Source organism: Streptomyces sp. NPDC001880, assembly GCF_053594575.1.
Genome location: NZ_JBSFET010000010.1, coordinates 73491 through 99523 on the forward strand (window position 1 = coordinate 73491; position 26033 = coordinate 99523).

Annotated in this window: 19 protein-coding genes and 1 pseudogene; 9 read left to right on the top strand and 11 right to left on the bottom strand. The window is 71.1% G+C overall.

What is annotated here, in order from left to right:
* Positions 1-33: 33 nt before the first annotated feature.
* The 5 genes from ACWCQ6_RS08865 to ACWCQ6_RS08885 all read left to right on the top strand — a co-directional run bounded on the left by ACWCQ6_RS08865 (position 34) and on the right by ACWCQ6_RS08885 (position 8822).
* Complete coding sequence (locus tag ACWCQ6_RS08865) at positions 34-1140, top strand: hypothetical protein (RefSeq protein ID WP_451086923.1); 1107 nt, start codon at positions 34-36, stop codon at positions 1138-1140.
* Entirely contained in the window at positions 1137-2663 is a 1527-nt protein-coding gene (locus ACWCQ6_RS08870; protein ID WP_451086925.1) for a hypothetical protein, read from the top strand. The genes ACWCQ6_RS08865 and ACWCQ6_RS08870 overlap by 4 nt, the downstream gene beginning before the upstream one ends.
* 182 nt (positions 2664-2845) lie before the next feature.
* Entirely contained in the window at positions 2846-4084 is a 1239-nt protein-coding gene (locus tag ACWCQ6_RS08875; protein ID WP_451086928.1) for a CDP-alcohol phosphatidyltransferase family protein, read from the top strand.
* Positions 4081-8670 carry a bifunctional glycosyltransferase/CDP-glycerol:glycerophosphate glycerophosphotransferase gene (locus ACWCQ6_RS08880; RefSeq protein WP_451086930.1) on the top strand — a complete coding sequence of 1530 codons (4590 nt, stop codon included), beginning with the start codon at positions 4081-4083 and terminating at the stop codon, positions 8668-8670. The genes ACWCQ6_RS08875 and ACWCQ6_RS08880 overlap by 4 nt, the downstream gene beginning before the upstream one ends.
* The gene (locus ACWCQ6_RS08885) at positions 8667-8822 is read left to right on the top strand and encodes a phosphodiester glycosidase family protein (RefSeq protein ID WP_451086932.1); all 156 of its coding nucleotides are present in this window, start codon (positions 8667-8669) and stop codon (positions 8820-8822) included. Before ACWCQ6_RS08880 ends, ACWCQ6_RS08885 begins: the two co-directional genes overlap by 4 nt.
* Before the next feature lie 128 nt (positions 8823-8950).
* Here ACWCQ6_RS08885 and ACWCQ6_RS08890 read toward each other — a convergent pair whose 3' ends face one another.
* The 5 genes from ACWCQ6_RS08890 to ACWCQ6_RS08910 form a co-directional block, all read right to left on the bottom strand.
* A complete protein-coding gene (locus ACWCQ6_RS08890; RefSeq protein ID WP_451086934.1) occupies positions 8951-11080 on the bottom strand; it encodes a 3-hydroxyacyl-CoA dehydrogenase NAD-binding domain-containing protein in 2130 nt (709 codons plus the stop codon).
* Positions 11081-11153: 73 nt separating this feature from the next.
* Entirely contained in the window at positions 11154-12383 is a 1230-nt protein-coding gene (locus tag ACWCQ6_RS08895) for a thiolase family protein (protein ID WP_451086936.1), read from the bottom strand.
* A 304-nt stretch (positions 12384-12687) separates the two neighbouring features.
* Positions 12688-13962, bottom strand: a complete 1275-nt coding sequence (locus ACWCQ6_RS08900) for an HRDC domain-containing protein (protein ID WP_451086938.1) — start codon at positions 13960-13962, stop codon at positions 12688-12690.
* Between the two features lie 115 nt (positions 13963-14077).
* Positions 14078-14740: a helix-turn-helix transcriptional regulator gene (locus ACWCQ6_RS08905; protein ID WP_024488613.1), complete on the bottom strand. Its 663-nt coding sequence runs from the start codon at positions 14738-14740 to the stop codon at positions 14078-14080.
* A gap of 268 nt (positions 14741-15008) precedes the next feature.
* Positions 15009-15668: a DUF3000 domain-containing protein gene (locus ACWCQ6_RS08910; protein ID WP_451086940.1), complete on the bottom strand. Its 660-nt coding sequence runs from the start codon at positions 15666-15668 to the stop codon at positions 15009-15011.
* Positions 15669-15759: 91 nt separating this feature from the next.
* Between ACWCQ6_RS08910 and hemE the strand changes: the two genes are divergently transcribed.
* A complete protein-coding gene (gene hemE / locus ACWCQ6_RS08915; RefSeq protein WP_451086942.1) occupies positions 15760-16833 on the top strand; it encodes a uroporphyrinogen decarboxylase in 1074 nt (357 codons plus the stop codon).
* A 190-nt stretch (positions 16834-17023) separates the two neighbouring features.
* On the opposite strand, the pseudogene ACWCQ6_RS08920 reads toward hemE, so the two are convergent.
* Positions 17024-17370 (bottom strand): annotated as a pseudogene (locus tag ACWCQ6_RS08920) (NAD(P)/FAD-dependent oxidoreductase); the annotation flags it as partial.
* Between the two features lie 82 nt (positions 17371-17452).
* Complete coding sequence (locus ACWCQ6_RS08925) at positions 17453-18418, bottom strand: DUF4349 domain-containing protein (RefSeq protein ID WP_451086944.1); 966 nt, start codon at positions 18416-18418, stop codon at positions 17453-17455.
* A gap of 125 nt (positions 18419-18543) precedes the next feature.
* On the opposite strand from ACWCQ6_RS08925, the gene hemG reads away from it, so the two are divergent.
* Both hemG and hemQ read left to right on the top strand, forming a co-directional pair.
* A complete protein-coding gene (gene hemG / locus ACWCQ6_RS08930) occupies positions 18544-20031 on the top strand; it encodes a protoporphyrinogen oxidase (protein ID WP_451086946.1) in 1488 nt (495 codons plus the stop codon).
* Between the two features lie 4 nt (positions 20032-20035).
* Positions 20036-20764 (top strand): hydrogen peroxide-dependent heme synthase, encoded by a 729-nt coding sequence (gene hemQ, locus ACWCQ6_RS08935; RefSeq protein WP_093542266.1) that lies wholly within the window; start codon positions 20036-20038, stop codon positions 20762-20764.
* A 162-nt stretch (positions 20765-20926) separates the two neighbouring features.
* Here the strand turns inward: hemQ and ACWCQ6_RS08940 are convergent, their stop codons facing one another.
* The 4 genes from ACWCQ6_RS08940 to ACWCQ6_RS08955 all read right to left on the bottom strand — a co-directional run bounded on the left by ACWCQ6_RS08940 (position 20927) and on the right by ACWCQ6_RS08955 (position 25052).
* Positions 20927-21727: a TIGR04222 domain-containing membrane protein gene (locus ACWCQ6_RS08940; protein ID WP_451086949.1), complete on the bottom strand. Its 801-nt coding sequence runs from the start codon at positions 21725-21727 to the stop codon at positions 20927-20929.
* 115 nt (positions 21728-21842) lie between these two features.
* A complete protein-coding gene (locus tag ACWCQ6_RS08945) occupies positions 21843-22883 on the bottom strand; it encodes a TIGR04222 domain-containing membrane protein (protein ID WP_451086951.1) in 1041 nt (346 codons plus the stop codon).
* 5 nt (positions 22884-22888) lie between these two features.
* Positions 22889-24187, bottom strand: a complete 1299-nt coding sequence (locus ACWCQ6_RS08950; RefSeq protein ID WP_451086953.1) for a DUF692 domain-containing protein — start codon at positions 24185-24187, stop codon at positions 22889-22891.
* Between the two features lie 163 nt (positions 24188-24350).
* The gene (locus tag ACWCQ6_RS08955) at positions 24351-25052 is read right to left on the bottom strand and encodes an aminoacyl-tRNA hydrolase (RefSeq protein ID WP_451086955.1); all 702 of its coding nucleotides are present in this window, start codon (positions 25050-25052) and stop codon (positions 24351-24353) included.
* A gap of 179 nt (positions 25053-25231) precedes the next feature.
* Here ACWCQ6_RS08955 and ACWCQ6_RS08960 point away from each other — a divergent pair, with 179 nt between their 5' ends.
* Entirely contained in the window at positions 25232-25909 is a 678-nt protein-coding gene (locus ACWCQ6_RS08960) for an AIM24 family protein (RefSeq protein WP_451086957.1), read from the top strand.
* Positions 25910-26033: the final 124 nt, after the last annotated feature.

A 26033-nucleotide genomic window follows, 5' to 3' on the forward strand; every position in this document is an offset into this window, starting at 1 on the left:
CGGGCCTGCTCACAGGGAGGGTGACCGACGGCGATGCGCAGCGCCTCCCCACGTGAAGCGAATCGGCGGAGCGGGCCCGCGGCGGAGGCGTCCGGGCGGCTTTCCCACGTCCTGGGCGGTCCCTGGCTGCTGACCGGGCACGACGGCAGGCTGACCGCGTACGTCCATGTCGCCGGTGCCGTGCTGCGATGGACCGAGTCCGTCCCCGGTGGCCGGCGGTGGGCGGGACCGGACGTCCTGCCCGCGAAGGACATCGACCGGCTCACCGTGGTGCAGGGGCGGAATCGTTACGCCCATCTGCTGGGGCGCAGGGTCCGGCAGCAGGCCGACGGCTGGACGAACGTGGACATCATGTACGCCACGCAGTACCAGACGGGCCGCCCGATGACGCAGTGGCGCTCGCTGGGCAATCCGTTCAAGGAGATCGACAGGGCGGTCGAGATCGGCGCCCCGGCCGCCGCGGTCACGAGCGACGGTGCGCTGTACGTCTGTGTCCCGACCGGACCGGGCGGAGTCGCCCTGCGCCACGAGGACAAAGGGGGCCGGTGGGAGGCGTGGGCGCAGCTCCAGGTCTCCGGCGGCACCGACGGACCGGCGCCCGCGGCTGCCTCGTCCGGCCTGGTGGAGGTCCTGGTCCCCACCCGTACCGCCGCGCTCCAGCTCCGGCAGTCGGAGCCGGGCGGCGCCCTGGTACGCGGATACGACGCGGCCGTGGTTCCCCTGCCCGGATCGGTCACCGCGCTGGAGACGGCCCCGGGCCGGCTGACCTACTACCTGACCGACGCACGGGGCTCCGGTGCCGTCGCGATCCGGGCGGGCAGCCGGCCGCTGCCGCTGGGGGGCAACCCCGGGGACGGCGGCATCGCCGCGGTCCGGACGACGGTGGACGGCTTCGACTGCACGGTGCTCGCGGTCCGCGGGGCCGACGGGACGGTCCACCTGGGGGTCTGTGCGACCGAGGGCGAGCAGTCCGGGTTCTGGTGGACCGGTACCGGGATGAGCTGCACCGGAGATCCCGTTCTGGCGGCCGACGGTTACGGAAGAGCGGTCGTCGCGGCCGTCGGCGCCGACGGCGGGCTGGCCGTCGCACGCCAGGAGGAAGGCCAGGGGCTCACCCTCGGCGACTGGAGCCGGGTATGAGCGCAGCGGGTTCCGCGGAGCGCGTGACGATCGTCGCCGCACGCCATCGCGAGGCGGTGGCACTGGTCGCGGCGGAGGGCGCCGGTGTCGAGCTCACCGTCCTGTGCGTCGAGGAGGACGGCAAGGACGGACGGGCGGCGCTGGACCGCGCCCTCGCGGACGCCGGACGGCGCGGCTGCAAGGTCGCGGGCTCCCCGCGCACCATCGGTACCCAGGACGGTGGCGACGCGCTGCTCCGGGAGCTGCGCGCACTGCGCCCGCAGCGGGTGCGCCTGGCGGACCCCGATCCGGTGCATGTCTCGTACGACGAGGAACGCGATGTCCCCGTGCACGACGAGCCGGCCGAGAACGCCGACGCCGCGCTCGCTGCGCTGACCGCGGCCCGCGAACTCCAGCTGGAGTCGGGGACCCCGGTCCTCGTCGACTGTCACCGCGCCGGTGCGGACGGACGGCCCGGCGCCGCTCCGCAGCTGCGCTACCCGCACCCGGCGCACTGGCTGACCGAGGGATTCGACGGCAGGCTCACCGCCTTCCTGCCCTCCGCGGCGGGCGTCGTGCGGTGGACGCAACGCGAACCGGGGGGTACGGCCTGGCAGGGGCCGGAACTCCTGCCCGGCCCGCGGCTGATGCCCGCCCTCCGGGTGGTCCGGGACGCGCACGGCTTCCCGCATCTCTTCGCGCTCCGCCGGACCCCGCTCAAGGACGGCGGCGACGACGTCGCGGTGGTGCGGGCCGCCCAGTACCGAACCGGCCACCCGCTCACCCCGTGGCACTCGTTGGGCAGCCCGAACTCCGGCAACAGGCACCGCGGCCGGGAGGTCGGCTTCCCGGCGGCCGCGTTCGACGGCGCCGGCGGCCTCTTCGTCTTCGTACGCAACTTCGGGCACAGCGTGAGCCTCCGGCACCAGGGGGCCGACGGCGCCTGGACTCCGTGGCAGCACCTGCGAGGCGTCCGCGTCGCCGACGAACTCGTCGCCGTGACCACGGCCGGCGGGGAGGTCGAACTCTTCGCCCGGGCACGGGACTCCGCCGCGGTACTGCGCTGGCACCGCTCGGGGCCCGACGGAGCATGGGCCGAGGACCGTTCGGTTCCGCTCTCGCCCTGCCCCGGATCGATGGCGGCCGGGCCGGAGCCCGGAACGATTCTCTTCCGGGACCTGAGGACCAACGAACCCTGCGTCTGGTGGCCGGGCGCGACCGGCCCGGTGCCGCTCGGCGGCGCCGAAGGAGAGGGTCCCGTCACCGGCACCCGGGGCGTCGAGGTGGACGGCTGGGCGTACTCCCTGCTGATCCGGTCCGGCCCCGAAGGCGCCTGCGCGGTGGGGATGCATGCCGAGGGCCGGGCGGACGCGGGTGTGTGGTGGAACGAGGTCACCGCGGATTCGACGGTGATGCCCGCAGTTGTCCGGGATCGTGCGGGCGTTGTTACTTTGGCGACGCTCACAGCTGGGTCACAGCTGGCGCTCTCTCACCGAGAGTCACCGTCCGAGGGATTCGGATTCGGTCACTGGTACACAGCGTGACCGATCGCTGGTCTTAGGGATCTTTTTGGCCACGAGGGTGGCCGAAACCTGTTCAGATTTTGATAAAGTCTGTGAATCTTCAATGTGAAGGGTTGGGGGGAGTTTCGTGAACATTCGGATGCCCCTCGACTGTGTATGGATGGACGGGGGCCTGCCGCTGTCGTTCTCGTGACTGAGGGGTTATGGCCAAGCTGTCCTTGCGTGCCGTTCAGAAGCTCACCTGCAAGAAGCGTGACGCGTGGTGGACGGTGATCCTGGTCGACCCCGTGGCCACGCGGATGCTCATCGTGATGGCGCGGTTCAACTTCATCACGCCCAACCGTGTGACCTGGGCGGCCCTGTTCGTCGGGCTCGGTTCCGCCGGGTTCTTCCTCAAGGGCGACACGCAGTCCCTGATCATCGGGGCGGCGCTCTACCACCTGAGCTTCATCCTCGACTGCATCGACGGGAAGCTCGCGAGGCTCAAGGGCAACGGCACCGTCTTCGGTGGCTGGCTCGACTACGTCTTCGACCGCATCCGGGTGCTCTTCTGTGCCCTCGCCCTGATGGGCGGGCAGTACCTGCGCCACGGTGATGAAAGGTTTCTGCTCGCCGCGCTGATGGTCGTGTTCCTCGACATGCTCCGATACGTCGACGCGCTGCAGATCTACAAGATGCGCATGTCGATGCGGACGAAGATCGAGAAGGTCACCCAGGAAAGCCGTGAGGCGGAACGCGCTGCCGCCGGCGAGAACCAGGCGGAGCCCGAGGGACAGCAGATCCGGTTCATGGAGGACCTGCTGCGGGAGAACCCCGAGGCCGAGGCGGAGCTGCTCAAGGAACAGGCGGGCGCGGGCCAGGTGGTCGACCTGCACGCCCAGTTCCGCCACCGCTTCCCCTGGTACCTGAGGGTGCGGCAGGCGCTGCTGCGCAGCCGGATCAGGCCGCACCTCATCAGCGGCATCGAGTTCCAGATGTTCGTCTTCATCGTGGGGCCGCTGATCGGCCAGATCCTCCTGACCACGGTGATCTCCGCGATCCTGCTGGGGATCTTCGAGCTGATCATCATGTACAAGTTCTGGCTCTCCACCCGCGACTTCACCCATGTGATGGCCGAGCTGTCGCAGACCCCGTCCGGCGCGGGCTCCATCGCCCCCCACCTCCGCCGGGGCCGGCACCGCCGCGGTGTGCAGGGCGACCTGCTCGCCGACCCGGCACTCCAGGCACCGCCGCCCTACGAGGTCCCCGGATTCCAGCCGTACCCCGAGCCCTGTCTCTCGTACGAGACGCAGGTTCTGCCGGTTCCGGAGCAGCCGACGCAGATGTACCGGCCGGCGACGCAGGGGCACGACCACCCGGCACAGGGGCAGCATCAGGTCTACGCCCCCTATGCCGTGCCGCCCACCCATGGATACCCGGGCGACAGAGAGAGCTTCGGATGAACCACGAACAGGACACACCCGACGTCTGGGTCACGGTGGTCATCCCCGCTTACAACGCGGCCACGACGATCGGCAAGGCACTCCAGTCCGCCGTCAACCAGACGTACGAGCTGGTCGAGGTCGTCGTCGTCGACGACGCCTCCACGGACGACACCCTCGACGTCGTGAAGAACTTCGCCGGGAACAACCACCGCGTGCGGGTGCTCCGCCGGCCCGCCAACAGCGGCGGCGTCGGCGCGCCCCGCAACCTCGGCATCGCCCAGGCCGCCGGCCGGTACGTGATGTTCCTCGACGCCGACGACGAACTTCCGCCCCGAGCCTGCGAGCTGCTGCTGGCCGGCGCGCTGGAGAGCGGCAGCGACATCACCGCGGGCAAGGCCGTCCGGGTCAACCGGGCCACCGGCGAGAGCGAGGGCTGGGCCCCCGAGGTGTACGCGCTGGCGCGCACCGTGCCCGGTCTGGTGGAGTTCCCGCTGATGCTCGCCGACCCGATCGCGGCGGCCAAGCTGTATCGGGTGGACTTCCTCCGCGCGGGCGGGGTCTGGTTCCCCGAGGGGGTCTTCTACGAGGACACCTACTTCTCCACCGTGGCGGGCTGCCTTGCCGACGGGATCACCATCATCACCGACCCCGTCTACCGGTGGATGTGGGAGCCCGAGGGCGGATCGATCACCGGCCGCACGGGCGAACTGCGCTCCATCAACGACCGGGTCACGGTGCACCGGGCCACGGACGCGTTCCTGCTCGACCGCGGCCTGTGGCAGCTCAAGGTCCGCAAGGACTCGAAATTCCTCGCACACGACCTGCGCCTGTACATGCGGGCGCTGGCGGAGGGCGACCCGGAGTTCCAGCAGGGATTCGCCGAGATCGCGGGCAACTACCTCTTCTCCATCAGCGACGAGGCCTTCGAGCTGTGCGACCCGGTCGACCGGGTCAGGGCCTATCTCGTCATGTACCAGGAGATCGAGGCCGCGCTCACCACGCTCGACTACGTGCAGCGCAAGAGTGTGCTGTCCTCCTTCCTCGTGGAGGAGGACGGACGGGTGTACTGGTCGGGTGATCATCTGCACCTGCCGGACGCCCGGCGCATGCTCGATGTGACGGAGCTCGGCCTCTCGGCGGCCAAGCTCGCCCAGGAACCGCTCTTCGCCCAGCTCGACACGTGGTCCGTGGACGACGGGAAGCTCCGCTTCGAGGGCAGGCTGGTCAACCGCTTCGGGCGGATCGAGCCCGGACACGACCTCAAGCTGACCCTGGCCGTACGCAACCGCCACACGAAGAAGGACGTCACGGTCCCGGTCGACGGCACCGAGGTCGACGAACGGTTCGTCGGCTTCGGGGGAACCGTCGACCTGCCCTCCGTCCTCGGCGGCGAATTCTCCGGAAGCACGGTCTGGAACGTATCGGTCGTCGTCGAGTGGAACCGCGCCAGGTCCCGCTCCCCGCTCAATGTGCGGGACGTGGAACTCTCCGGGCTGACCTTCTTCGCACACGGGGAAGAGCTGGAGGGCTACCGCACGATCAGCGGCAACCTCGCCCTGCGGGCGGCGACGGCGGGCCGCAGGACCTTCGAGTCCGCGCAGAACGACCCCGACGCGCCGTGGATGTGGTGGCGCGACCGGCTCCACCCGCCGATATCCCGCCTCGACCATCCCTTCGAGATGGCCGTCGTCGTGCCCTGTTACAACGTGGCCAAGTATCTGGACGACTGCCTCGGCTCGATCGCGGCCCAGGAGGGCTTCGCCGCCACCCAGGTCATCCTGGTGGACGACGGCGCCACCGACGAGACACCCCGGATCCTCGACGACTTCGCGCAGTACTACGCCAACGTCACGGTCGTCCACCAGACGAACGGCGGACTCGGGAACGCCCGGAACAACGGCCTGGACCGGGTCACCGCACCGTATGTGACCTTCCTCGACTCCGATGACATCCTCGGCGAACGGGCCCTGTCGCACATGCTCCAGGCGGCCTGGCGGGACGGCTCCGAGCTGGTCGTGGGCGACCTGGTGAACTTCCCCGACCGGCCCTACGGTCCCTGGAAGCAGTACTTCGGCCAGGGCGACCGCCTCATCGACGACTTCGCCTCCGTACCCGATCTGATCTTCAGCGGATCCGCGTGCAACAAGCTGTTCAGCACGCAACTGCTGCGAAGGCTCGGGGTGCGCTTCGGCGAAGGAGTCCACTTCGAGGACTCCTGGGTCACGCTGCCGAGCATGCTGCGGGCCGGCGCCATCAGCCTGGTCGACCGTCCGGTGTACTACTACCGCGGGCGCCCCGACGGGTCGTCCATCATGGACTCCCTGTGGAGCAAGCCGGCGAACTACCGGGACCACCTGCGGCTCAACCACTTCCTGCTGGACTACACAGCGACCGAGCGGGCCGACGTCCGGCACATGTTCCAGCGCTATGTGACCCGTACCTACAAGGGCTTCCTGTGCAACGCCCGCAACGTCATGGGCCGCACGCAGCTGGAGGAGATGTTCCCGGACATCTGCCGCCACTACGCGCAGATACCCGACGAGGTCATCCTCGAATACGCCACCAACCCCGCCCAGCAGCTCGACCACTACGCGGCGAAGAGCGGGAACTTCGGGCTCTTCTGCAACCCGGAACCGGCGCTGGAGAACGCCCCGCTGGAGCTGGAGATCGACGACGACGGCTTCCACCGGACCTTCGTGGGAGGCACCCGGAACACCCGGACCGCCCGCGTCAACGACCCCAACGTCGTCGTCGAATCGGTCCGTACCCGAGGCGATGTGCTGGTCGTGGAGGGCTGCCTGGCCTTCCCCGGCATGAACATCAGCGGCCCCATGGAGAACCCGCTGGAGTTCGTCTACCAGACCGCGCACGCCAAGATCGTCGTACCGTTGCGCCAGGTCGCCCGCCGCGACCTGTGGAACACCCGCAACGGCCGGGACCTGTACGCCGGCTGGTACGCGGAGATCCCGGTCGAGGACCTGGCGCGCAGCGGATTCGGGGTCGGCGACTTCCGCCTCCGGGTGCACCGTGTGGATCATTCGCGGCAGCGCAACATCGTCATGAAGGCGCGTCTTCCGCTGCACCGGCTGAAGGGCCCCGGCCGGATCGCCGGCCACCCCTACATGCTGACCATCGGGGGGCAGGACGCGCTGCACCTGCGCCTCGTCGACCGGAGAGCCGGCGCGCGGACGAAGCACCTGCTGTGGCGGATGACCCGTGAGATCCGTATTCTCAAGACCCGTAACCCGGGCTGGCGGATGCGTCTGGCCTACTGGCTCGTCCATCCGTTCCTCAACCGCCGTGAGATCTGGCTCATCGGTGAACGGTCGGACACGGCCCAGGACAACTCGTACCACTTCTTCCAGTGGATGCGGACGCACCGCAAGCGGCGCAAGGCGTACTACGTCATCGACGGGAACTCGCCCGACTACAAGAAGGTCGCCCCCTACGGCAGGGTGATCAAGCTCGGTTCCTTCAAGCACCGGATGTATCTGCTGCATGCGACGAAGCTGATCGGCTCGTACGACTCCGAGTCGTATCTGCTGCCCGCGGGCTACCGGAAGGTGCTCTTCCTGCACCGGTTCGGCGAGCTGCTGAAGTATCAGCGGGTCTTTCTGCAGCACGGAATCATCTACAACGACGTGACATCGGGTGTGGACCAGCGGGTCACCGGTTACGACATGATCGTGACCACGGGCCGCCAGGAGCACGCCTACCTGGCGCGCGAGGCCGGCTTCGGCGACCGCGCGGTGCTGGCCGGCCTGCCCAGGTTCGACGCGCTGCGGCGCGAGCCGAGGAAGCGTCCGCGCATCCTGCTCATGCCGACCTGGCGGCAGTGGATCGTCACGGCCTCCTACAAGAAGTCCGCGGGTCCGGCCAAGACCGCCTTCACCCAGTCCGAGTACTTCCGGTTCTACCGGTCGCTGCTCTCCGACCGGCGGCTCACCGCGGCCCTGGAACACTTCGGCGTCGACCTGGAGTTCTTCCCGCACTACGAGATCCGGCCCTACCTGCACAACTTCCGGATCGATTCCCCCGCGATCGAGGTCGCCGACCCCGGGACGCGCAATGTCCAGGAAGCCATGAAGGAGTGCTCCCTCATGGTCACGGACTACTCGTCCGTCTTCTTCGACGTGGCCTACATGGGGATCCCGCTCGTCCATGTGCCCTTCGACGAGGAGGACTTCTACGGACGCCACTACAAGCGGGGCTATTTCGATCTGACGGAGCACGGCTTCGGCCCGGTCTGCCGTACGGTCGACCAGGCCGTCGACGAGATCATCGCCTCGATGGCCCGGAACTTCACCGTCGAGAGCCCCTACCGCGAGCGCGCGGAACAGTTCTTCGCGCACCGCGGCGCGGGCAACTGCGAGCGTGTCCACGAGGCGATCGACGCCCTCGGGACGGCGAGCGCCGCCGATCTCGGCCCCTCGGGCCCCGTCGCCGCGCTGCCCGCCGCCCGCGTGCACCCGGCTCCCCGCGTCACCGCGCCGGAGGAGTGGCTCCGCACCGAGGCGTACGGCGACTTCGGCCGGGTGACGGTCCATGTCGGAGACCTCGGCGCGACACCCGGAGCGCTCGGAGGCCGGGCGCAGGGAACGTGAGGCCTTACCGGGGACGCGTCATCAACCTCGACGGCACAGGCTCCACCACGATGGTGGTGAACGGACGGCTCCGCAACCGGCCCAGGAACGCGCAGGGAGCGCCGGTACGGGAACGCGCGGTGGCCGATGCGCTGGTCGTCGTGGCGCGCTGACGCGCACATGTGGCATGACACATCACGGCCGTACGCGGACCCGTCCGCGCACCGGCCTCGCCCCATGCGGAACGGGCCGTACGGAGAGGTCTCCGTACGGCCCGTTCGGTGCTGCCCGGCCGCGGGTGTTACGCCGGAACGCTCGCCACGCCCCGGGCGAGGAACTTCTTGCCGTTCACCCGCTCCGAGACGCCCTCACGGTCCAGGTACGGCGTGATGCCGCCCAGGTGGAAGGGCCAGCCCGCGCCGGTGATCAGGCACAGGTCGATGTCCTGAGCCTCGGCGACGACGCCCTCGTCCAGCATCAGACCGATCTCCTGCGCCACCGCGTCCAGGACCCGGTCGCGGACCTGCTCCTCGGACAGGACGACATCGCCCTGCTTGAGGAGGGCGGCGACCTCCGGGTCCAGCTCCGGCTTGCCGGAATCGTAGACGTAGAAGCCGCGCTTGCCGGCCTTGACGACCGCCGCGAGGTTCTCGGAGACGGTGAACCGGTCCGGGAAGGCGCGGTTCAGGGTCTCGGAGACATGCAGACCGATGGCCGGGCCGACCAGCTCCAGCAGCACCAGCGGGGACATCGGCAGGCCGAGCGGCTCGATGGCCTTCTCGGCGACCTCGACCGGGGTGCCCTCGTCGATGACGTTCTGGATCTCGCCCATGAAGCGGGTCAGGATGCGGTTGACGACGAACGCCGGGGCGTCCTTCACCAGCACCGCGGTCTTCTTCAGCTTCCGCGCCACACCGAACGCCGTGGCCAGCGAGGCGTCGTCGGTCTGCTCGCCGCGGACGATCTCCAGCAGCGGCAGGATCGCGACCGGGTTGAAGAAGTGGAAGCCGACGACCCGCTCGGGGTGCTTCAGCTTCGACGCCATCTCGGTGATCGAGAGGGACGAGGTGTTGGTGGCGAGGATCGCGTGCGCCGGGACGACCGCCTCGACCTCGGCGAACACCTGCTGCTTGACGCCGATCTCCTCGAAGACGGCCTCGATGACGAAGTCGGCGTCACAGAAGCCCTCCGCCTTGTCCAGCACACCGGAGACCAGGGCCTTCAGGCGGTTGGCCTTGTCCTGGTTGATCCGGCCCTTGCCGAGCAGCTTCTCGATCTCGGCGTGGACGTAGCCCACACCCTTGTCGACGCGCTCCTGGTCGATGTCGGTCAGCACGACCGGCACCTCGAGGCGGCGCAGGAACAGCAGCGCCAGCTGGGAGGCCATCAGGCCGGCACCGACGACGCCGACCTTGGTGACCGGACGGGCCAGGCCCTTGTCCGGGGCGCCGGCCGGGCGCTTGGCGCGCTTCTGGACCAGGTTGAAGGAGTAGATCCCGGAGCGCAGCTCGCCGCCCATGATCAGGTCCGCGAGGGCCTCGTCCTCGGCGTCGAAACCGGCGCCCAGGTCGCCGTTCTTCACCGCGGCGATGATCTCCAGCGCGCGGTACGCGGCCGGGGCGGCGCCGTGCACCTTGGAGTCGGCGATGGCCTTGCCCCGCGCGACGGCCTGGTCCCAGGCCTCACCGCGGTCGACCTCCGGACGCTCCACCACGACCGTGCCGTTCAGCACGTTCGCGGTCCAGATCAGCGACTGCTCCAGGAAGTCCGCGCCGTCGAAGAGCGCGTCGGCGATCCCGAGCTCGAAGACCTGCTTGCCCTTGAGCTGGCGGTTCTGGTTCAGCGAGTTCTCGATGATGACCGAGACCGCGCGGTCGGCGCCGATCAGGTTGGGAAGCAGCGCGCAGCCGCCCCAGCCCGGGACCAGACCGAGGAAGACCTCGGGCAGCGAGAAGGCGGGCAGCGCCTTGGAGACGGTGCGGTACGAGCAGTGCAGGCCGACCTCGACACCGCCGCCCATCGCCGCGCCGTTGTAGTACGCGAACGTCGGGACCGCGAGGCCGGAGAGGCGACGGAAGACGTCGTGGCCGCCCTTGCCGATGGCCAGCGCGTCGTCGTGGCTCTTCAGCAGCTCGACGCCCTTGAGGTCGGCGCCGACCGCGAAGATGAACGGCTTGCCGGTGATGCCGACACCGGTGATCGCACCCTCGGCGGCCTCCTTCTCGACCTGGTCGACGGCGGTGTTGAGGTTCGCCAGCGACTGCGGTCCGAAGGTGGTCGGCTTGGTGTGGTCCAGGCCGTTGTCCAGCGTGATGAGGGCGAAGCGGCCCGCGCCTGCCGGAAGGTCCAGGTGGCGTACGTGCGCCCGGGTGACGACCTCGTCGGGGAACAGCTCGGCCGCACCCTTCAGAAGCTCAGTGGTGGAGCTCATGCCTGACCCTCGCTTCGCTCGGCCCAGCATTCGCTCAGGCTGCACCTCTTGTCTGTTCGCTCGCTGCGCTCGCTCACTTGCTGCCTCCGTCTGCCTTGTCGAAGTGCGGGTTCTCCCAGACGACCGTCGCGCCCATGCCGAAGCCGACGCACATCGTCGTCAGGCCGTAACGGACCTCCGGCTGCTCCTCGAACTGGCGGGCCAGCTGCGTCATCAGACGCACACCGGAGGAGGCCAGCGGGTGACCGTAGGCGATGGCGCCACCGTACTGGTTGACGCGCGCGTCGTCGTCGGCGATGCCGTAGTGGTCGAGGAAGGCGAGCACCTGGACGGCGAACGCCTCGTTGATCTCGAACAGACCGATGTCGTCGATGGTCAGCCCGGCCTTGGCCAGGGCCTTCTCGGTCGACGGGATCGGGCCGTAGCCCATGACCTCCGGCTCGACGCCCGCGAAGGCGTACGAGACCAGGCGCATCCTGACCGGGAGGCCCAGCTCGCGGGCGACGTCCTCGGCGGCGAGCAGCGAGGCGGTGGCGCCGTCGTTGAGACCGGCGGCGTTACCGGCGGTGACCCGGCCGTGGGCACGGAACGGGGTCTTCAGACCGGCGAGCGACTCCAGGGTCGTACCCGGGCGCATCGGCTCGTCGGCGGTGACCAGGCCCCAGCCGGTCTCGCCGGCCTCGGCGTTGGTGCGGCGCACCGAGATCGGCACCAGGTCCTGCTGGATCTTGCCGTTGGCGTACGCCTTGGCGGCCTTCTCCTGCGAGCGGACCGCGTACTCGTCGGCGCGGAGCTTGGTGATCTGCGGGTACCGGTCGTGCAGGTTCTCCGCGGTCATGCCCATGAACAGGGCGGACTCGTCGACCAGCTTCTCCGACACGAAGCGCGGGTTCGGGTCCACGCCCTCGCCCATCGGGTGGCGGCCCATGTGCTCGACACCACCGGCGACGACGACGTCGTACGCGCCGAAGGCGATGGAGCCGGCCGTCGAGGTGACGGCGGTCAGGGCGCCCGCGCACATGCGGTCGATGGAGTAACCGGGGACGGACTGCGGCAGCCCGGCCAGGATCCCGGCGGTACGGCCCAGCGTCAGGCCCTGGTCGCCGATTTGCGTGGTCGCGGCGATGGCGACCTCGTCGATCCGCGCGGGGTCGAGGTCCGGGTTGCGGCGCAGCAGCTCCCGGATGGCCTTCACGACGAGATCGTCGGCGCGGGTCTCGTGGTAGATGCCCTTCGGGCCCGCTTTGCCGAACGGGGTGCGGACGCCGTCGACGAAGACGACGTCCCGGATGGTACGAGGCACGGTGGCTCTCCTCCAGGGGGCGGGATGGCACTGCTGCGCGGCACGCCCGGAAGCGCGGCCGCCACCATCATGCTACTTGCGGGTAACCAGACTGCCCACCCCCCACGACGGGAGCGGCGAAGGTCACACCCGGGCGGGGCCGGGTGCGCGGACCCTCTCCGTCCCGGACCGCGGCGGCGGTGAGCTCGGACCGGTCCGAGAACACCGATCGCCGGACGGGCTGGAATCAGCCTGTCCGGCGATCAGTGACACCACACGGCCGGCGGCCGCGCAACCTGGCGCGATCGTGCCCCGTCGAAGTCCCTCAGGCCGCCGGCGTCAGCGCGCGGAGCAGCAGCGGGGCCACCTGCTCGATCTGCCAGCGGCGCGCCCCGTATCCGGCGAGCGCGGTTTCCACCGTGTCCGGGGTCGGGTTCTTGGGCGGCTCCCAGCAGACCCGGCGCACGGTGTCCGGGGTGATCAGGTTCTCCTGCGGCATGTGCAGCCGCTCGGCGAGCTCCGACACTGCGGCGCGGGCGGCCGAGAGCCGGGCCGCCGCGGCGGGGTCCTTGTCCGCCCAGGCGCGGGGCGGCGGCGGACCGGCGAGGGTCTGGCCGGGCTGGGGGAGCTCGACGTCCGGCAGCGCCTTGGCCCGGTCGACTGCCGCCTGCCACTGCTCCAGCTGGCGTCGCCCCATGCGGTGGCCGAACCCGGGCAGCGTGGTCAGCGCCTGGACGCTGGCCGGGAGCGCGAGCGCCGCCTCGACGATCGCGGCGTCGCCCAGCACCTTGCCCGGCGAGATGTCACGACGCCGCGCGACCTGGTCGCGCGCCGTCCACAGCTCCCGTACCACCGCCATCTGGCGGCGACGGCGGACCTTGTGCATGCCGGATGTGCGGCGCCAGGGGTCCTTGCGCGGGGGAGCGGGCGGCGCCGAGGCGATCGCGTCGAACTCCTCGTGGGCCCACCCCAGCTTGCCCTGCCGGTCGAGCTCGTCCTCCAGGGCGTTGCGCAGGTCGATCAGCAGCTCGACGTCGAGCGCCGCATAGCGCAGCCAGGGATCGGGCAGCGGGCGGGTGGACCAGTCGACGGCGGAGTGGCCCTTCTCCAGTGAGTAGCCGAGCACGTTCTCGACCATGGCGCCGAGGCCGACGCGCGGGAAACCGGCGAGCCGCCCGGCCAGCTCCGTGTCGAAGAGCCCGGTGGGAGTCATCCCTATTTCGCGTAGACAGGGCAGGTCCTGCGTGGCGGCGTGCAGGATCCACTCACTGCCGGTCAGGGCCTCGCCGAGGCCCGACAGGTCGGGGCAGCCGACGGGGTCGATCAGCGCGCTGCCCGCGCCGTCACGGCGCAGCTGCACGAGATAGGCGCGCTGGCCGTAGCGGTAGCCGGAGGCCCGCTCGGCGTCGACGGCCACCGGGCCGGAGCCCGCGGCGAAGGCGGCGATCACCCGGGCGAGGGCGTCGTCGGACGCCACCACCGGGGGAATGCCCTCGCGAGGTTCGAGCAAGGGGATCGGCGCCGGGGCGACGTCGTCCGGGGGGGCGCCCCCGGTGGTTCGCAGTGAAGTGTCTGCTGCGGTCTCTTGGGCGTCGGTCACGTGTAAAGGGTATCTGTGTATGTACGGCGCCCGTCGACGGAACGTTCCGCCGACGGGCGCCGATGCATGCAAACCAGCCGGTCCGTGCCTGCGCGGACCCGCCGGAGCACGGGCGTCAGTGGATGATTCCCGTGCGCAGGGCGACAGCTACCATTCCCGCGCGGTCCCCGGTGCCGAGCTTGCGGGCGATACGGGCGAGGTGGCTCTTGACGGTCAGGGCGGACAGGCCCATGGAGACACCGATGGCCTTGTTGGACTGGCCCTCGGCGACCAGCCGGAGGACCTCGACCTCACGGCCGGACAGTTCGCGGTAGCCGCCCGGGTGGCTCGGGGTGCCGGGCGGCCGGCGGTGCATACGGGCGGCATTGGCGCCGATGGGGGCGACGCCGGGACGGGTGGGGTGGCCGATATTGGTACGTGTGCCGGTGACGACGTAACCCTTCACACCGCCCGCGAGGGCGTTGCGTACGGCGCCGATGTCATCGGCGGCGGACAGGGCGAGGCCGTTCGGCCAGCCGGCTGCTCGGGTTTCGGACAACAGGGTCAGCCCGGAACCGTCGGGCAGGTGGACGTCGGCTACGCAGATGTCGCGCGGATTGCCGACGCGGGGACGAGCCTCCGCGATGGACGATGCCTCGATGACGTCACGTACTCCGAGGGCCCACAGATGGCGGGTGACGGTGGAACGGACGCGCGGGTCGGCCACGACGACCATGGCCGTCGGCTTGTTCGGGCGGTAGGCGACCAGGCTTGCGGGCTGCTCTAGGAGAACGGACACCAGGCCTCCTGGGGAGTGGCGGGACGGGCCGGCTCGGGGATGAAGCCGGGGCGAACCGTGCTTGAAGGGTCATTGACCTCTTCGGCAGCAGACCCGTGCTCCTTTAGGGGAAGATCACGATTTCATGCGTAACAATTCGGGCAAATCGGACATGCGATCGATTGTACGAAAAGAACGCCGGTAACTGGGTGACGTATGTGACGCACGGTTACGGGTGGGGGGTGATTTCGGCCAGAGATGAAGTCCGGCGAAGAACGCGGCGAGAAGGTCAGGAAACCTGCGGGCCGCGCCGTTGCGGGAGGGTCACCACCGCCGCGTCGGCGGGGCCCGACGGCGGCAGGCCGGCGATCTGGCACAGCAGGTCGCCCCACGCCATCAGATGCGCGGCTGCGTCCGGCACCCCGCCGCGGCCCTCGCGCGGCGTCCACGACGCCCGGATCTCGATCTGGGTCGCCGGGCGCCTGGTGCCCAGCACGCCGAAGTAGTGCGAGCCCGCCCGCGTCACCGTGCCGCCCGCCTCCCCGTACGACAGGCCGCGCGCCTCCAGCGCGCCGGTCAGCCAGGACCAGCACACCTCCGGCAGCAGCGGATCGGAGGCCATCTCCGGCTCCAGCTCGGCCCGCACCAGCGTCACCAGGCGGAAGGTGCCCTGCCAGGCGTCGTGCCCGGCCGGGTCGTGGAGCAGTACGAGGCGGCCGTCGGCGAGATCGTCCTCGCCGTCGACGACCGCGGCCTCCAGGGCGTACGCGTACGGAGCCAGCCGCTTGGGCGGCCTCGTCGGCTCCACCTCCAGCTCGGGCCGGAGCCGCGCCGAATGCAACGCGTCCACCGCCGACCGGAACGCGGGCGGGACGGAACCGCCTTCCTCGCCGTCCTTGCTGTCAGCGCCATCGGTTTGATCGGAGAACTGTCCCTGAGCCGGAGCCATGCGGGGAAGAGTAGGCGGAACCGGCGCTTCGCGCAGGGAGGGACACCCGGGCGGGACCGGCTGCATACGGCTTCGTGCGAAGATTCCTGGTGTGAGTGCCAACGATCGCCCCATGGGCCAGCAGACGAAGACCTCCGCCACCCATGAGTCGGCGTTCCTGAAGGCGTGCCGCCGCGAGCCCGTGCCGCACACGCCGGTCTGGTTCATGCGCCAGGCCGGGCGTTCGCTGCCGGAGTACCTGAAGGTCCGCGAAGGCATCCCGATGCTCGACTCCTGCATGATGCCGGAGCTGGTCGCGGAGATCACGATGCAGCCGGTGCGCCGGCACAAGGTCGACGCCGCGATCTACTTCAGCGACATCGTCGTACCGCTCAAGGCCATCGGGATCGAGCTCGACATCAAGCCCGGCGTCGGCCCGGTCATCGCCGACCCGATCCGTACCCGCGCCGACCTGGCCCGGCTGCGCGACCTCACGCCCGAGGACGTCGGCTACGTCACCGAGGCCATCGGCCTGCTCACCGCAGAGCTGGGCGCCACGCCCCTGATCGGCTTCGCCGGGGCGCCCTTCACCCTCGCCAGCTACCTCGTGGAGGGCGGCCCGTCCCGCAACCACGAGCACACCAAGGCCCTGATGTACGGCGACCCGCAGCTCTGGGCGGATCTGCTGGACCGGCTCGCCGAGATCACCGGCACCTTCCTCAAGGTACAGATCGAGGCGGGCGCCTCGGCCGTCCAGCTCTTCGACTCCTGGGTGGGCGCGCTGGCCCCCGCCGACTACCGGCGCTCGGTGCTGCCCGCTTCGGCGAAGGTCTTCGAGGCCGTCGCCCCCTACGGCGTCCCGCGCATCCACTTCGGTGTCGGCACCGGTGAGCTCCTCGGTCCGATGGGGGAGGCGGGCGCGGACGTCGTCGGCGTCGACTGGCGCGTCCCGCTGGACGAGGCCGCGCGCCGGGTCGGGCCCGGCAAGGCGCTCCAGGGCAACCTCGACCCCGCGGTGCTGTTCGCGCCGACGGCGACGGTGGAGGAGAAGACCCAGGAGGTGCTGGACGCGGCCGCCGGCCTCGAAGGCCATGTCTTCAACCTGGGCCACGGCGTGATGCCGACGATGGACCCGGACGCGCTGACCCGGCTCGTCGAGTACGTGCACACCAGCACCGAGCGCTGATCCGTCGGAGCCGGGCACCGCGCACCGAGTGCCCGTCCGGCGGATCGGGCCGGACGGGCCCTGTGCCGGACGGACCCTGTGCGGTGTCCGCCCGGCGCACCGCGGTCACCGCCTTGCGGGCCGCCACCAGGACGGGGTCCCGGACGGGGGAGAACGGCGGGGCGCAGCCCAGGTCCAGGGCGGTCGTCTGCGGCGCGTCCATGCCGGGCGGCGCCGGGCGCACCGGGCGGGCGCCAGTGGCGATCACCAGCTTGTCGAAGCCCGTCCGGTGCGCCTCACCGGTGCCCAGGTCCACGGCCCGCACCCGCTGCACGGCGACATCGATCTCCGTGACCTCGGTGCGCATCCTGAGGTCGATGTCGCGGGCCCGGTGCTCCTTCGGCGTGCGTGCGATGAGCTCTTCCGGTCCGTGATGTCGCCGCCGACCCAGTACGGGATGCCGCAGGCGGAGTACGAGGTGAAAGGGGACCGCGCGAAGGCGACGATCTCCAGCTCGTCGGGGCCCTTGAGTCTGCGGGCCTGGGACGCGGCGGACATGCCCGCCGCGTAACCGCCGATGATCACCAGTCACTCCGTCGTCATCCCCGGTCCCTTCGACACCGAGTCCGAAAGGACCGCGCTACGACGCCGGGGGAGCGGGCGAGGACCCGGCGGCCCCGGGCGTCCGCTGCCTCCGGCGTCCGGGCAGCCGCCGGCGCAGCAGCCGCCACAGCAGCACGAGCACCGCGAGCGCGGCCAGGAAGGGGGCCGCGGCGCCCACCGCCATCGCGAGCCACAACAGCATCGTCACGAAGGCGTGCCAGCCGCCGGCGAGCGCGTCCAGGAAACCGGGGTCGTCGCCGTCCTTCGCCGCCGTCTCCGGCTCCGAGAGGTCGAGGGTGATCGTGGCGAGCGAGGTGCGGTCCTTCAGCGACGCCTGCTGGGCCAGCAGTGACTCCAAGGACGCCTGGCGGCTGCTCAGTTCGCCCTCCAGCGTGACCACGTCGCTGAGCCTTTCGGCCTGCTCCATCAGCTTCCGTACGCGCGCCACACTCGCCCGCTGGGTGGCGATCCGGCTCTCCACGTCGACCACCTGATCGGTGACGTCCTTCGCCGACGAGGTGCGCGACAGCAGCTTTCCGGTGCCCGCGAGTTGTTTCAGCACCGCGTCGTACTCGCCCTGCGGAACGCGCAGCACGAGGTGTGACATGTCATGGGTGTCGTCGACCCGCTCGGTCTCCTCGTTGGCCACCAGACCGCCCGAACCCTCCGCGACCGAACGGGCGACGGCGGCTGCCTCAGGAACGTTCTTCACCTCCACCGAGAGTGTGGCGGTACGGATGACATGGCTGGCCGAGGGCAGGGCGTCGGACTTCTTCTGCTGCGAGGGCGCACCGCCCGCCCCCTGCTCCGCCTTTCCGGACGCGGCGTCGGCGGCGCCCCGCTCGGCCGCGCCGAACGCTCTCTTGCTGTCGCCGGAACTCGCGTCGCTCGCACTGTCCGACGCACCGCAGCCGCTCAGCGCGACCAGGCCGGCGACCAGGCCGGCCACCAGAAGTGTGCGCGGACGACGGGACGAACGGCCGGGATGCCGGTAGGTCTGCATGACTGCCCCCCAAGGCGGGTCGTTGACGATGCCGGTTCGACGTGCGGGCCCGGACGCAGGTTGCCGAATGACGGTTTCGAAGCAGTCACGTTCAGGACTCGGAAGGGGTTTGAGAGAGTGGGGGCATGCAGCGTTCACACAACCGCGCGGTCCCGGGCACCGGACATGTCGTCGTCATCGGCGGAGGCATCGCCGGCCTCGCCGCCGCCCACCGGCTCCTGGGGGCCGGCCTGCGCGTCACCCTGCTCGAAGCCACCGAGCGGCTCGGGGGCAAGCTCATGACCGGTGAGATCGCCGGGACCCGGGTCGACCTGGGCGCCGAGTCGATGCTCGCCCGGCGCCCGGAGGCGGTCGGCCTGGCGCGCGATGTCGGGCTCGGCGACCGACTGCAGCCACCCGCCACGACCACCGCCTCGGTCTGGACGCGCGACGCCCTGCGGCCCATGCCCAAGGGCCACGTGATGGGTGTGCCCGGCGACCCGGCGGCGCTCGGCGATCTGCTCTCCCCGGAGGGCCTCGCCCGCATCGCGCAGGAGCGCGACCTCACCCCGACCACCGTCGGCGACGATGTCGCCGTCGGCGCTTACGTCGCCGACCGCCTGGGCCGCGAGGTCGTCGACCGGCTCGTGGAGCCGCTGCTCGGCGGTGTGTACGCAGGCGACGCCTACCGGATCTCGATGCGCGCCGCCGTACCTCAGCTCTTCGAGGCGGCGCGGGAGGGCGGCTCGCTGCTCGACGGGGTCCGGCGCATCCAGGAGCGGGCCGCGGCCCGGCAGCAGACCGGACCGGTCTTCCAGGGCATCGACGGCGGCATCGGTACCCTGCCCGGCGCGGTCGCCGACGCCGTACGCGCGGCGGGCGGGGAGATCCTGACCGCCACCCCCGTCCTCGGTCTGAGCCGTACCGCCGAAGGCTGGGACGTCCGCACGGACACCCGGGTGATCACCGCCGACGGCATCGTGCTCGCTGCCCCGGCCTGGTCCGCCTCCACCCTGCTCGCCGCCGAGTCCCCCGCGGCCTCCGCCGAGCTCGCCGGTGTCGAGTACGCGTCGATGGCGCTTGTCACCATGGCGTTCCGCCGCTTGGACGTCGCCGCCACGAGCGCACTCGACGGCCGCTCCGGCTTCCTCGTCCCCCCGGTCGACGGCCGCACCATCAAGGCGTCCACCTTCTCCACCCACAAGTGGAACTGGGTCGCCGAATCCGCCCCGGACCTCTTCGTGCTGCGTACCTCCGTCGGCCGCTACGGCGAGGAGGACCACATCCACCGCGAGGACCACGAGCTCGTCGACGTGTCGCTGCGCGACCTCGCCGAGGCGACCGGCCTGGCCGCGAAGCCCGTGGACACCGAAGTCACCCGGTGGACGGGCGGACTGCCCCAGTACCCCGTGGGCCATCTCTCCCGGGTCGCCCGGATCCGCGACGAGGTCGCCAAGCTGCCCGCGCTGCGGGTCTGCGGAGCGGTCTACGACGGCGTCGGCATCCCGGCGTGCATCGCGAGCGCCCACCGCGCCGCGGACGAAATCGCGGCCGAGCTCGGCGGCGGTTCCGGGGAAGAGATCATCGCCACGTCGACCCTGGTTACGGGCACACGGAGCGAGGCGGGACAATAGCCGTATGAGTGCGCCTGAGACTGTGAAATCAAGCAAGGGCCCCAACGCGGGTAAGAAGGCCAAGGACCTCAACGAGGTCATCCGCTACACACTGTGGTCCGTCTTCAAGCTGCGCGACGTCCTGCCCGCGGACCGTGCCGGTTACGCCGACGAGGTCCAGGAGCTGTTCGACCAGCTCGCGGCCAAGGACATCACCGTCCGCGGCACCTACGACGTCTCCGGCCTGCGCGCCGACGCCGACGTCATGATCTGGTGGCACGCCGAGACGGCGGACGAGCTGCAGGAGGCGTACAACCTCTTCCGGCGTACCCGGCTCGGCCTGGCACTGGAGCCGGTCTGGTCGAACATGGCGCTGCACCGCCCCGCCGAGTTCAACAAGTCGCACATCCCGGCGTTCCTGGCCGACGAGACGCCGCGCAACTACATCAGCGTCTACCCGTTCGTGCGCTCCTACGACTGGTACCTGCTGCCCGACGAGGACCGTCGCCGCATGCTCGCGGACCACGGCAAGATGGCCCGCGGCTACCCCGACGTCCGGGCCAACACCGTCGCCTCCTTCTCGCTCGGCGACTACGAGTGGATCCTCGCCTTCGAGGCCGACGAGCTCTACCGCATCGTCGACCTGATGCGTCACCTGCGGGCCTCCGAGGCACGGATGCACGTCCGCGAGGAAGTCCCGTTCTACACGGGGCGCAGGAAGTCGGTTGCAGACCTGGTGGCCGGGCTCGCGTAGCGAGCGGGCTCCGACCACCCCAACCCGGAAGATCAGACGGCGGGGCACCGGCGCTTTCTCGCTGCCCGTCGTTCCAGCGACACCGGGTTCGGCTCCGGGTGCGGCGCGCGTTCCGCGCGCCGCACCGGCGTCATCCACATCACCCGTGACGGACCGGCGGTGCTACCGCAGCGGTCCGCCCGCCCCGTCGCCGAGCGCGGCCCGCAGCACCGGATCGGCCACGGCGCGCACCCCCCGTACGGCGAGCGCCGCCAGGACGTCGCGGCCCGCCCCCGCGGCCGGGACCTCGTTCGTGGCCAGCAGCCGCTGACCGGCCGGTGAGGCCCACGAGCTGTACGGATGGATCTCCATCCGGGCGATGGCCAGACAGCCGACGGACAGCGCGAACGGCAGCCCGAACCAGACGAGCAGCGACATCACCGGGCCGCCGGGTCCGTGTTCCTGACCGGGCATCAGCAGCACGGCCGCGCCCATCGCGACCACCAGCAGAGCCGCGCCCCGCACCGCGCGCACCGCGCCGACGACATCGGTCCCGGCACCGCCCGGCAGCGCCAGGCCGGCGGCGACGAGCCGGTCGGCCAGAGCACGCACGGCGTCGGCGGTGGCCGCGGCCGCCCGTACCAGTGGTATCGGGGACTGGCCCTGCGGGCCTATCGCCCGTATCACCGTGCGCTCCATCTCGTCCCGGCCCTCCGGGTCGACGACCGTCACCCAGCCGGTGTGGGCGAGCAGCAGACGCCGGCGCAGATGCATGGTGGCCAGCGCCAGATCGACCACCCGGTGGGGGCCGCCGGCCAGGAACGCGATCTCGTACAGGGTCAGTTCATGACCGGTGCCGATGCCCGGCACGGCCTGCGCGGACGTGTCGGACAGCAGCCCCGTACGGGCGGATACGAGGCAGAGCCGGGCGCAGGAGATGACTGCCGCACCCCATGCGACCAGCAGGAAAGGAACCCAGAGCATGACGGATTTCTATGCCAGGCGGGCCGGAAAAGCCATGGGCTGATCATCCTACGGATGATCCGGCGGCACCACGACCGACCCAGGGCCTGTGCGGCGGATCCGGGTCGGACAGGCACTAACCGCCACAACTGGACCCGCCGCCGCAACTGCTTCCGGAGGAGCAGCTGGAGCCGCTGCTGCCACCGCAACCGGAGCCGCTCGACCCGCCGCAGCCGGATCCGGACCCCGCTCCACAGCCCGAACCGGAGCTGCCCCCGTCCGCGCCGCTGCCCCCGTCGCCGGAGCTTCCGCAACTGCCGTGCCCGGGGCTCGTACCGGCGCACCACACGACCGGCGTGAGGAGCAGGGCGGAGGCACCCGTGGACGCCGTCGCCGCGGTGTGCGTGTGCCGGCCCGCCGCCCGTCCGCCCGGCTGCATCCGGGCCGCGGCGGTCAGCTGGGCCCGGAGCACGGGATCGGGAAGGGCCCGCAGCCCGTGTGCGGCGACCAGATGGGCCGGCTGCGCGTTGCCCGCCTGGACGGAGCGGTACGCCTCGGCGGCCCGCCGCCCCGACCTGGTGACGCGTCCCCGGGCGATGCCGGCGCAGACGAATCCGGTGAGGAAACCGGGGATCAGGACCGGGAGCACCTTGAAGACAAAGGGCACGGGGGAGTGTGCGGACAGTTCGTCGGACAGCGACTGCGCGGCGGTCGCCACGACGGTGAGCGGCACGGCCAGTACACAGACCAGCCCCTGGGCGAGGCCCCAGCGGCGCCAGGTCCGGCTCGCGGCGGGCGCGGCCAGCAGGCCGCGGGCCGCGAGCCCGTCGCCGATCTCCTGCACCGCCGGGTGCCGCATCACCGCCTCGCGCAGGGTGTGCAGCGCGCCGTTGGGGGCCACGGCGTGTTCCTGGAGTACTGCCCGCTCCACCGGGTCCCGGGCGTCGGCCCGCTGGACGGCGACGATTCCGGGACCGCCGACGGTGATCCGCCCGTCCGCCTGCATCGCGGTGAGCGCGGTGTCCACGACCCTGCCCGGACCGCCACCCAGGAAGGCGGCCTCGAAGAGGTCGTGGACCGGGCCGCCGGCGCTGCCACGGGCTCGCGACAGCCCCACGATCAGGAGGACGGAGGAGACCACGACGCCGAGATCCACCAGCAGTGCCACGGTGTTCATGCCGGTCACCTTCCGGTCAGGGCCGCGCGGGCCGCTCGTACGAGCCGGGTGGCGCGGCGCGGCGGGCGTGCGCCGGCCCGGTCCTGCCACCAGTGGGTCAGCCGACGCCGCGCGGCGTCGTCGGCAGGCCGGCCGGCGATCAACAGGTCCTCGGCGAAGTCCAGTGCGTCGCGCCGGTATCCGGCGGACATGGGACGGGCCGCGGCGTACGAGAGGAAGGCGTCCCGGTAGCCGGCGCCCAGGATCTCCGGCAGTTCGGGTGCCACCTTGGCGACGACCCCGGCCCGCTTGGCGGCCAGGGCGCGGCTCTGGATCCCGAGGCGGCTCCGGTCGAAGCCCTGCGGGGCGGGGCCGCCGGCGACCAGGGCGCGCAGCAGCGCGGACTGGGCAGCCGCGAGCCGGTCCCGGGTGGTGTCCGGGGGCGCGGACGCCTCGGTCCGCGCGGCCGTACGGAGACCCGGCGCGGGCCGCTTCGTCCTGGCCGCCGCCCGGTCCAAGGTGGCGCGGATCGTGTCCAGTTCGCCCGCCAGCTCCCCTGGGGGCGGGAAGTCTTCGTCGCGTTCCAGGAGGACGCCGGGCGGGTCGACCCGGGAGCGGAGTCCGGCGAGGACATCGAGGACGGGCGCGGTGACCGGGTGGGCGTGGGTGTCGTGCCAGACGCCGTCCTTCTCGACGCCGCCCGCCACATGTACGTACGCGATGGCCTCCACCGGCAGTTCGTCGAGCGCGGTGGCCGGGTCCTCGCCCCGGTTGACGTGGTTGGTGTGCAGATTGGCGACATCGATCAGCAGCCGGACCCCGGTGCGCTCGACCAGCTCCGCCAGGAACTGTCCCTCGGTCAGTTCCTCGCCGGGCCAGGAGATCAGCGCCGCGATGTTCTCCAGGGCCAGCGGCACCGGCAGTGCGTCCTGTGCGATGCGTACGTTCTCGCAGAGCACGTCCAGCGCGTCCCGGGTCCGCGGCACGGGCAGCAGATGGCCCGCTTCCAGCCCCGGCGAGGAGGTGCGCGGCCCCCCGCCCCGTACGAACGCGATGTGCTCGGTCACCAGTGGCGCGGAGAGCAGCTCGGCGCGGGCGGCAAGATCCGCGAGCCGTCCCGCGTCGGGGCGGTCGGCCCCGCCGAGGCCCAGCGAGACGCCGTGCGGCACGACCGTGACCCCCCGCTCCCTCAGCCGGGCCAGCGAATCGGGCAGATGGCCGGTGCAGATGTTCTCCGCCACCGCCTCCACCCAGTCGATCCCCGGCAGCGCCTCGACGGCCTGAGCGATCTCCGGCCGCCAGCCGATACCGATTCCCAGCTTCATGCCGTCCCCCTCCTCCATTTCCGTGCAGGGCTCATGGCCCCGGAGGGCGGTGCCGAATCCGAACAGGAGGACGTTCAGAGCTTGATTTGAGGTTCCCGGTCCGGGGACGGTCCTCGGGGGCCGGCCCCCGGACCGGGCGAGGACGGAGCCGCCCCGCCCGTGCTCAGCCGCGTCGCAGTGCCGGGTGGTCGGCGACCACCGTGCACGAGCCGGGCGCGATCTCGGTGAACCCGGCGTCGCGCACCACCGGGAGCCCGCTCACCGTGAGTTCCTGCCAGCGGTCCGCCTCCGCAGTGGCCACCGAGAGAGGAAATCCCGTCTCGCGCCACGCCTTGCGCTCCGTCTCCGACAGCTCCCACCAGGCGAGCTGCGCACCGTGCCCGGCCTGCGCCATGGCCTTGCCGGCCGACATGTCCAGCTCCGGGTTGAACCACAGCACCGGACCCGAGGGGCCGGGCGCGGCCGGCGGCTCGGGGTCGTCCAGATCCGTCCCCGACACCTGAAGCTTCGCCAGCTCCTTCGGCCAGCCGTCCAGCGGCACCGGAGGGAAGACCCGCACCTCGGCACTTTCGCCCGTGACCGTGATGCCCGGCAGCGCGGACGCCTTGCGCCACTCCGCGCCACGCGCCCGCCGCACCACCTTGCGGATGCGTGCGTCCTGCCAGTCGCGCAGCGCCCGCGCCCACTCGCCCTCGCCGTCCGAGCGCTCGTCGGAGAGCATCACGAGCACCGCGCGGGCAGCGGTTTGCAACGCGTCCGTACGGGCCGGGGGAGCCGTCTTCTCGATGTGCACGACCAGCGGCAGTACGTACTGAGGCGCCTCGTCGCGGCTCGTCGGCTCCGGCCTGAACGGGCTGTCAGCCACGGGCGAGTAGGGCGTTTCCGGGGATCCGGACGGGGATCCGGACGAGGATCCGGACGGGGATCCGGACGAGGATCCGGACGCGGTTACGGGGGTGTCATCGCTGCTCACGCGTCCAGTCTGCCAGCCGCCCGGAAACCGATTCTTGGCGGAATAGGTCGCTCCGGGCGAAGATGCCCCGCATGAAGAGCGATCTCTTTTCCAGCGAGAACATGGCGCAGCAGGCGACGGCCCCCGGAATGACCCTGCAGAACGCAAAATCCATCAAGTACGCCGTCAACGGCGAGATGCACGCCCGTCAGGGTTCGATGATCGCCTTCCGCGGCAATCTGGAGTTCGACCGCAAGGGCCAGGGCATAGGCGGCATGCTCAAGCGCGCCGTCACCGGCGAGGGGCTGCCGCTGATGGCGGTCCGCGGCCAGGGCGAGGCATGGTTCGCGCACGAGGCCGCCAACTGCTTCATCGTGGACATGGAGCACGGCGACGTCCTCACCATCAACGGCCGCAACGTGCTCTGTTTCGACGCCACGCTCTCGTACGAGATCAAGACCGTGAAGGGCGCCGGGATGACCGGTGGCGGGCTCTTCAACAGCGTCTTCACCGGGTACGGCAAGCTCGGCCTGATGTGTGAGGGCAGCCCCATCGTGATCCCCGTCACGCCGCACCAGCCGGTCTGTGTCGACACGGACGCGGTGGTCGGCTGGAGCGCCGGCCTGACCACCTCGCTCCACCGCTCGCAGAGTTTCGGCTCCATGATCCGCGGCGGGTCCGGGGAGGCCGTCCAACTGCGCCTGGACGGCGAGGGCTTCGTGATCGTACGACCCAGTGAGGCCAAGCCCGAGAAGGCGACGGCCAACTGAGACTGAGAGGCGTGGGCCGGCGGTACGGCCTCGGCGGACCCGGGGTGCTGCGCGGGGGGTGGCACTGCTGCCGCCGGGATCGCCGGACTGCTCGCCGCCGTCCGCTGTGTGCTGCTGGGGGCGG

Excerpts from the sequence above, each read along its gene's own strand:
- ACWCQ6_RS08865 (WP_451086923.1), top strand. The coding sequence starts at position 34 with ATGCGCAGCGCCTCCCCACGTGAAGCGAATCGGCGGAGCGGGCCCGCG.
- ACWCQ6_RS08870 (WP_451086925.1), top strand. The coding sequence starts at position 1,137 with ATGAGCGCAGCGGGTTCCGCGGAGCGCGTGACGATCGTCGCCGCACGC.
- ACWCQ6_RS08875 (WP_451086928.1), top strand. The coding sequence starts at position 2,846 with ATGGCCAAGCTGTCCTTGCGTGCCGTTCAGAAGCTCACCTGCAAGAAG.
- ACWCQ6_RS08880 (WP_451086930.1), top strand. The coding sequence starts at position 4,081 with ATGAACCACGAACAGGACACACCCGACGTCTGGGTCACGGTGGTCATC.
- ACWCQ6_RS08890 (WP_451086934.1), bottom strand. The coding sequence starts at position 11,080 with ATGAGCTCCACCACTGAGCTTCTGAAGGGTGCGGCCGAGCTGTTCCCC.
- ACWCQ6_RS08910 (WP_451086940.1), bottom strand. The coding sequence starts at position 15,668 with ATGGCTCCGGCTCAGGGACAGTTCTCCGATCAAACCGATGGCGCTGAC.
- ACWCQ6_RS08925 (WP_451086944.1), bottom strand. The coding sequence starts at position 18,418 with ATGCAGACCTACCGGCATCCCGGCCGTTCGTCCCGTCGTCCGCGCACA.
- hemG (WP_451086946.1), top strand. The coding sequence starts at position 18,544 with ATGCAGCGTTCACACAACCGCGCGGTCCCGGGCACCGGACATGTCGTC.
- hemQ (WP_093542266.1), top strand. The coding sequence starts at position 20,036 with ATGAGTGCGCCTGAGACTGTGAAATCAAGCAAGGGCCCCAACGCGGGT.
- ACWCQ6_RS08940 (WP_451086949.1), bottom strand. The coding sequence starts at position 21,727 with ATGCTCTGGGTTCCTTTCCTGCTGGTCGCATGGGGTGCGGCAGTCATC.
- ACWCQ6_RS08945 (WP_451086951.1), bottom strand. The coding sequence starts at position 22,883 with ATGAACACCGTGGCACTGCTGGTGGATCTCGGCGTCGTGGTCTCCTCC.
- ACWCQ6_RS08950 (WP_451086953.1), bottom strand. The coding sequence starts at position 24,187 with ATGAAGCTGGGAATCGGTATCGGCTGGCGGCCGGAGATCGCTCAGGCC.
- ACWCQ6_RS08960 (WP_451086957.1), top strand. The coding sequence starts at position 25,232 with ATGAAGAGCGATCTCTTTTCCAGCGAGAACATGGCGCAGCAGGCGACG.